Below are 496 nucleotides of genomic sequence, written 5' to 3' on the forward strand. Positions count from 1 at the left end.
ACAAAATGTCCTAACAGGTCCTCTTAACCTTCCAGCACCGGGCAGGCGTCAGTCCGTATACATCAACTTCATCGTCTTCGCACGGACCTGTGTTTTTGATAAACAGTCGCTCCCCTCTATTCTCTGCGACCCACGCCAGCAACCACGATCGCATAGATCGGGCACCAGTTTGGGTCCCCCTTCTCCCGAAGTTACGGGGGTAATTTGCCGAGTTCCTTAACCACAGTTCTCCCGACCGCCTGAGTATTCTCTACTTGACTACCTGTGTCGGTTTCGGGTACGGGCCGTATACACACATCGCTAGAGGCTTTTCTCGGCAGTAGAGGATCACCAACATCACCCATATATGGGCTACGCATCACGCCTCACACTATTGACAGCCGCATTTGACATGCTGTCGTGCCACACGCTTGCACCGCAATCCAATAAGCGGCTTGGCTACCTTGCTGCGTCACCCCATCACTGACCTACAACGGATCAGGCCCCACGCATCACC

The 496-nt window shown here is 54.0% G+C and carries 1 rRNA gene; it reads right to left on the minus strand.

Annotated elements, in window-relative coordinates:
• A 23S ribosomal RNA gene (locus HMPREF2656_RS02910) occupies positions 1-496 on the minus strand; the annotation flags it as partial.

The organism is Corynebacterium sp. HMSC034B08 (genome assembly GCF_001835805.1).
Classification (GTDB): Bacteria; Actinomycetota; Actinomycetes; order Mycobacteriales; family Mycobacteriaceae; genus Corynebacterium; species Corynebacterium coyleae.